The following is a 6,686-nucleotide window of genomic DNA, read 5'->3' as shown; positions in this document are numbered from 1 at the left end:
ACCATCTTGTTTTTGATAAAAATAATCAAGGGCTTGTAAGCGGATAACCGCTCCCAAGCCCACTCAATTATCATAGAAAATCTGGATTTACAGAGATTATTTCACACTGTCCACCCGACCTCTGGAATAGAATCGGGAAATTCTGGCAATAATACAAATGCCGACGGAATAGAAAGGAAGCGGGAATGGTGAGCTTTGGAGCAACGCCATTCCTGCTTTTCCTTTTTTACAGATAATTGGTAAGCCGTTCTCCATACAGGACAATCAGCTGATTCAATACCTGATCCCAGTTCCGATATCTCTGCGTCCACTTCTTGATTACATTTTCACTGGCAAGGTACAGCATCTTTTCCAGCGCTGCATCACTTGGAAATACACTCTTGGTTTTCGTGACTTTCCGGTATTGACGGTTCAATCCTTCTATGATGTTGGTCGTGTACATAATGCGTCTGATATCATTAGAAAACTGGAAAAAGGAACTTACATCTTCCCAATTATTTTCCCAATTGCTGATAGCATAGGGATATTTCTTTCCCCATTTCTCCTTAATGTTCTCCAATTCCGACAAAGCCGCTGTTTCATTTGGTGCATTATATACTGCTTTGAAATCCGAGGAAAACTTCTTCAAATCATTATAGTTTACATACTTGAAAGAATTACGCAGCATATGAATGACACATCTCTGGATCTCTGCCTGCGGATAGACTGCCTGGATGGCTTCTTTAAAGCCGGGAAGGCCATCTACGCAGAAGAAAAGGACATCCTTCACTCCGCGATTCTTCAGATCATTGAGCATTCCAAGCCAGAACTTGCTGGTTTCATTGGCTCCTACTGTGATGCTGAGGATATCTTTATACCCTTCCACTGTAACACCAAGAACAACATAAGCAGCATGGCTTAAGATCCTGCCATCCTCCCGAACTTTGTAATGAATACAATCCATAAAGACAAAAGGATACACCGGGTTCAGAGGACGGGACTGCCACTCCTTGACCTGAGGAATAATCTTATCTGTGATCTTGCTGACCATTTCAGCTGATAATTCAATTCCATAAAGATCCTGAAGCTGATCATGAATGTCACGTGTACTCATACCACGTGCATACAAAGAGATTACTTTTTCTTCAATCCCGGAAATATCCCTCTGATATTTAGGGATCAGTTTCGGTTCAAACTCTCCGTTGCGGTCTCTTGGTACATCGATCTGAAATTCCCCATATTGGCTTTTTAAGTTTTTGGTGGAATGTCCGTTTCTTTTATTGTCTGTCTGCAGGTCTCCTTTATGATTTTTTTCATAACCGAGGGTTGCATCCAATTCGGCTTCCATCAGCTCCTGCAGAATATCTTTGAAGCTGTCTTTTAGAAGAGAATATACATCAGCAACGCTACTAATGTTGTTTTCAGAGATAATCTGTCGAATTTGTTCCTTTGCAACTGCCATAAAAAATACTCCTTTTCGATAAGAATAGTCATATCTGTATTCTTACCAAAAAGGAGCCATTTTTTACCAGAAACACAAACTATTTTACACTACCTGGAAGGCTAACAAGCCTTGTCCTTGCAGGGATCCTTTCAATTGCTACTGAGGATGCCGAAATGTGATATTAACCGACAGCCCTTCTACTTTGCTTTATTCTATATCTTTTTGTAATCCGTTCATTCGACAACCTCTATCTGACACGCTTTCATGACCTTCAGTGCAGTCTCATGACTTTCCGGTGTTACCCCTGCGTATCTCGTTTAAATACGAGCTACACCGGTTCTCTTTGCTGCCTCAGCAACCGCTTTGGCTACCGCTGGTCCTACTCGCTTATCAAATGCCTTCGGAATAATATACTCCGGAGAAAGTTCCTCATCTATGATCAGATTTGCAAGTGCTTCAGACGCTGCCAATTTCATTTCGTCATTGATTTCTTTTGCTCTCACATCAAATGCACCACGGAAGATTCCCGGGAAAGCAAGTACGTTGTTGATCTGGTTCGGGAAATCACTTCTTCCTGTGGAAACAACTTTTGCTCCGCCTGCCTTTGCATCATCCGGGAAAATCTCCGGAGTCGGGTTCGCACATGCAAAAACAACTGCATCTTTGTTCATGGTCTTAACCATCTCTGTTGTAACAGCACCCGGTGCTGAAACACCGATAAATACATCAGCGCCAACCAGCATCTCTGCAAGAGAACCGGATTTTTTAGCCAGGTTAGTAACTTTAGCCATTTCTTCTTTGATCGGATTCATGCCTTCCGGGCGTCCCTCGTAGATTGCACCCTTTCTGTCGCAGAGAGTGATATCTTTGAATCCTGCTGTCAGAAGGAGACGTGCAATAGAAATTGCAGCAGCTCCTGCTCCGTTCATAACGATACGAACATCTTCTTTTTTCTTTCCTACAACCTTCAGTGCGTTGGTCAGACCGGCAAGAGTGATAATCGCTGTACCATGCTGATCGTCGTGGAAAATCGGGATATCACATTTTTCTTTTAATTTCTTCTCAATTTCAAAACATCTCGGTGCTGAAATATCTTCCAGATTTACTCCGCCAAAAGAACCGGAGATCAGATAAATTGTATTAACGATCTCATCTACATCATTGCTCTTGATACAAAGAGGGAATGCATCTACATCGCCAAATGCCTTGAAAAGTACACATTTTCCTTCCATTACCGGCATTCCGGCCTCTGGTCCGATATTTCCAAGTCCAAGAACAGCTGAACCGTCAGTTACTACCAGACACATGTTCCATCTTCTGGTAAGATCATAAGATTTATCCACATCCTTCTGGATTTCGAGACAAGGCTGTGCAACACCTGGTGTATAGGCAAGTGACAGATCATCCTTATTTTCTACAGGTACTCTTGTTACAACTTCAATCTTACCTTTCCATTCTCCATGCAGTCTTAAAGATTCTTTTGCATAATCCATTTCTATTGTCCTCCCTGGTATCTTAAATTTTGCGAAACCGTATCATTCGACTCTTCTATTGTTGCTGTTCACTCCGTTCACAGCAATCTTCTAATCTATTAATAATTACCGGTAAAGAATTTGCTTTCTTTTGGAAGCTCATATCCATCAAAATATTTATTAAAGTCAAGTCCGAGATATCCACACAGATTAGCAAGTTCGACCATCGTATTATCGTTTACAGGTAATCCATGCTCTCTTCTATCTTTTTCTGCCAAAACTTCTTTTTCACCATGTGTATAAATACGATCTTTGCCTTCTGCCTTCGGACTTTCTCTCAAAGCTTCCAGGTATTCTGAAAAGTGTCTGCGGATTGCTTGAGGATCACCAAATGCAGCCGGATCGATTGCCATAAATCCATGACAGATTCCTGTTTTATCCGGGAATGTGCAGCAATGATCCGAAGTAACACCCATAGAAAGAATGGAACTGAATAGTTCACACAGCATACCATATCCATATCCCTTGTGGCTTCCTGTAACCTCTTCATTTCCACCAAGGGGCATGATTCCACCGCCCTTCTTTGCAACAATATTGGAAAGGACATCCGGTGCATCTGTACTTGCATGACCATCTTTGTCCAGGGCCCATCCATCCGGAAGTGGTTTCTCCATTTTATTGTACATTTCGAGTTTTCCTCTTGTAACTACCGTGGTAGAACAGTCAAAGAAAAACGGATACGGGTCTGCCGGCATAGCTACTGCGATTGGGTTTGATCCAAGCATGGCTTTTTTGCCAAACGTAGGAACCATAATAGCCTCTGAATTTGTACAGGCCATTCCCAGAAGTCCCTCATCGCACGCCATCTTTGCATAATATCCGGCGATACCGAAATGATTAGACTCACGGACAGTTACAATTCCAACTCCGGTCTTTTTGGCTTTTTCGATTGCTTTTTTCATTGCATAAACGGAAATAAGCTGTCCCATTCCATTATGACCATCAATCACTGCAGATATCGGTGTTTCAAATACAATTTCAGGCTTTGCCTGCGGATGGATCGTTCCCTTTTCGATTCCCTTATGATAACGCACCATTCTCTGCATGCCATGACTTTCTATTCCATAAAGGTCAGCCGTAAGAAGCACATCCTTGATCTGATTGCTTTCTTCCTCTGTAAAACCAAACGCCTTGAATACGTCTCCGCAAAAATGATTCAGTGTCTCATGTGACCATTTCACATATCCCATTGTTTCGTCCCTCCTTCTGGTGTTGCCGGTTTTATTTATTGGCATTACCAATTTATATTTTAATTATACCGCTGGTATTACCAAAATGCAATAGAGGTCATATCAATTTATTCTGTAAAAATGCCCAAAATTTCTCAGGATTCTTTTTGCATTTCTTCCATATAACGTTCAATCGTATCCATATGTTCAGACATACATCGTTCCGCCTGTTCTGCATCTCCGTTGATGATTGCCTTAACAAGCCGATGATGCTGGTCATCAACCTCTCTGACAGAATTATTCTTTTTCATAATGTAGTCTCTCGTCCCGGAAACAATATTCTCAGTAAGCTGATCTGCTGCCGCAAGGACACTGTAAACCATAGGGTTATCTGCGATCTTTGCAATCTTCTTGTGAAGTTCGCGATCCAGTTCACCCCGTATCTTTTCATCTTCTGCGGCGTCCAGCCGTGCAAGAATCACCCATAATTCTGCTGCATCCAGCGGTGTGCACTTTCGTGCCGCAAGAATTGCCGCTTCTCGCTCCAGTGCCGCACGGAACTGCTGATTCTGGCGCAGATATCCATTATTTAATTTAAAAAGTATGGATAAAGGTTCGATCAGCCAGGTATCCAGGTCCTCCGTAATATAATTTCCGCCTCCCGGCACCGGCTTGACTATTCCCAGCAGTTCCAGTGCTCTCAAAGCTTCTCTGACTGCCGGTCTGGATACTCCCATGATCTCCGCCATTGTCCGCTCCGCCGGAAGGGCATCGCCCGCTTTGAGACTGCCATTCTGAATGTTCTCTATAATCTGATTTAAAATCCCGTTGAAAGCCCGTTCATCTCTAATTTCTTTAAACATGCTCCATTCCTCCACATCCCATTTCCGTCCGTGTATTCTTACAGGCGGTATCATTTTTTCACCGTCTTTCCCATACATTTTATTTTTGGTACAACTGTACAGTACGACAGATATTTCTTATAATATAGCATTCCTGACAGTTTACAGCAAGTGGAATGGATTTTGACCAAGTTGCTGTGAACGGAGCGAACAGCAATCACAGGATTCATTAAGGAATATATGCATCTTTAACAGCGTTAAATAATTTCTGCAATTATGCTAATATTTTTATAAGCCAATCGCATTAAGAAGGGAGGCGTTATTATGGCCTCAACAATACGTGATGTTGCAGCTCGTGCCGGTCTTTCTGTAGGTACTGTTTCCAAATACATTAATGGCAAAACAGTAAAAGAAAGCACACGCCTGGCGATAGAAGAAGCAATCAAAGAACTTGACTTTCATCCTAATAATATAGCCAAAGGACTGCGTAATGCCAAATCATTCTCCGTTGCCATCCTGTTACCTATGCTTGATTCCACATTTTGGCGGAGGAATTATAAGAAGTGGCGGCAACACCAAAATCATTATGATTATTGATATTGTTGGCACATGGTGTATTGGAATTCCCCTATGTCTGCTTGCAGCATATGTATTCAAGTGGGGAATTGTTGGTGTTTATACCTTGCTTACCACGGAGGAATTATTCAGGCTTGCTGTATCGTTAATTATCTTTAGAAGGCGTAAATGGATAATTAGTTTATGCTGATTTACTTCTTTCGGGATTTTATGGTGGTTCAGTTGTCAAGACAAAAATCTAAGCTTTTGAGGGCGTAAAAAATCTTGTGTCTTTGGAAAGTAAATCTTTCTGATAAGAATTGGATATGTAAAATTTTGCTGTCAACTTAAAGATCTTGGTGTTGTCGAATCTGTCTTTCTATTTACAGTATGCCCATGTGAGAAGAGTTTATACATCTTTTTTGATTTTTTTGCATGACAAATAAAGCATTGTATTAATTGCTTTTTGTGGGCGCTGCCCACACCCGACCTCTGGAATAGAGTGGGAAATTCTGGCAATAATACAAATGCCGACGGAATAGAAAGAGAGCGGGAATGGTTAGCTTTGGGGCAACTCCATTCCTGCTTTTCTTTTCTTACAAATAATTGGTAAGCCGTTCTCCGAGTCCGATCAGTCCGGCATCTGCACCCAGCAAAGCCAATGCTTTGTCCGGAATAAAAATTCCGATCAGCATAAATGGAACTGCAACCAGTATGCTTCAGGTTACTGACTGTACGAAATAATGTTCTGTATTTTCTCCTTTTGCCCTGCTTATGGCATACCTGGTAGCGGAACCAATCCCGATCATAGCCCCAATCGCATAGATCAGTCCATAAACCGGAAGGATCAAATTGAGAACAGCCAGTCCGTCAGCACCGGAATATACAGATATAAAGAAAGTATCTGCCAGAACATAAACGGAAATCCCGATCATTCCGGCAACACTCTGGGTTACATTTTTAGTGAATCTTTTCAGCATAATTCTTGTCTCCTTCCGTAAAGACTTGCCTTCTATTATATATCTGTATTTTAAAAAATAGCAATCAAAAACTCCTCTCAGGCGCTATGCATAATAATTTCAACAACATGCTGCTTATAGCAGGTATTGATAAATTTATATCATTCTGATGAAATATTATATTTCATTTTTCACGTTAATGATTT

General features: G+C 41.5%; 6 protein-coding genes and 1 pseudogene. 2 read left to right on the top strand and 5 right to left on the bottom strand.

The genetic code is table 11. The features are described 5' to 3' along the window. Positions 1 to 226: 226 nt before the first annotated feature. The 4 genes from ACTNEW_RS14960 to ACTNEW_RS14945 all read right to left on the bottom strand — a co-directional run bounded on the left by ACTNEW_RS14960 (position 227) and on the right by ACTNEW_RS14945 (position 4,987). Entirely contained in the window at positions 227 to 1,441 is a 1,215-nt protein-coding gene (locus ACTNEW_RS14960; protein WP_441062424.1) for an IS256 family transposase, read from the bottom strand. A gap of 299 nt (positions 1,442 to 1,740) precedes the next feature. Next, positions 1,741 to 2,916, bottom strand: coding sequence for an NAD(P)-dependent malic enzyme (locus ACTNEW_RS14955; RefSeq protein ID WP_441062423.1), 1,176 nt, complete (start codon positions 2,914 to 2,916; stop codon positions 1,741 to 1,743). A 98-nt stretch (positions 2,917 to 3,014) separates the two neighbouring features. Beyond that, positions 3,015 to 4,145: an Ldh family oxidoreductase gene (locus tag ACTNEW_RS14950; protein ID WP_009247458.1), complete on the bottom strand. Its 1,131-nt coding sequence runs from the start codon at positions 4,143 to 4,145 to the stop codon at positions 3,015 to 3,017. A gap of 134 nt (positions 4,146 to 4,279) precedes the next feature. Beyond that, on the bottom strand, positions 4,280 to 4,987 hold the full coding sequence (locus ACTNEW_RS14945; RefSeq protein ID WP_320855983.1) for a FadR/GntR family transcriptional regulator: 708 nt from the start codon (positions 4,985 to 4,987) through the stop codon (positions 4,280 to 4,282). Positions 4,988 to 5,290: 303 nt separating this feature from the next. On the opposite strand from ACTNEW_RS14945, the gene ACTNEW_RS14940 reads away from it, so the two are divergent. Both ACTNEW_RS14940 and ACTNEW_RS14935 read left to right on the top strand, forming a co-directional pair. Further along, positions 5,291 to 5,563: a LacI family DNA-binding transcriptional regulator gene (locus ACTNEW_RS14940; RefSeq protein WP_283231857.1), complete on the top strand. Its 273-nt coding sequence runs from the start codon at positions 5,291 to 5,293 to the stop codon at positions 5,561 to 5,563. Beyond that, positions 5,511 to 5,732, top strand: a pseudogene (locus ACTNEW_RS14935) (MATE family efflux transporter); the annotation flags it as partial. The gene ACTNEW_RS14940 and the pseudogene ACTNEW_RS14935, both read left to right, overlap by 53 nt. Before the next feature lie 508 nt (positions 5,733 to 6,240). On the opposite strand, the gene ACTNEW_RS14930 reads toward ACTNEW_RS14935, so the two are convergent. Next, positions 6,241 to 6,501, bottom strand: a complete 261-nt coding sequence (locus tag ACTNEW_RS14930) for an MATE family efflux transporter (RefSeq protein ID WP_441062419.1) — start codon at positions 6,499 to 6,501, stop codon at positions 6,241 to 6,243. Between the last annotated feature and the right edge of the window lie 185 nt (positions 6,502 to 6,686).

The sequence above is a fragment of the Blautia sp. HCP3S3_G3 genome (assembly GCF_052063365.1).
GTDB lineage: Bacteria > Bacillota > Clostridia > Lachnospirales > Lachnospiraceae > Blautia_A.
The sequence above is the reverse complement of the archived record's forward strand: the minus strand, read 5'-3'. Positions and strand labels throughout refer to the sequence as shown.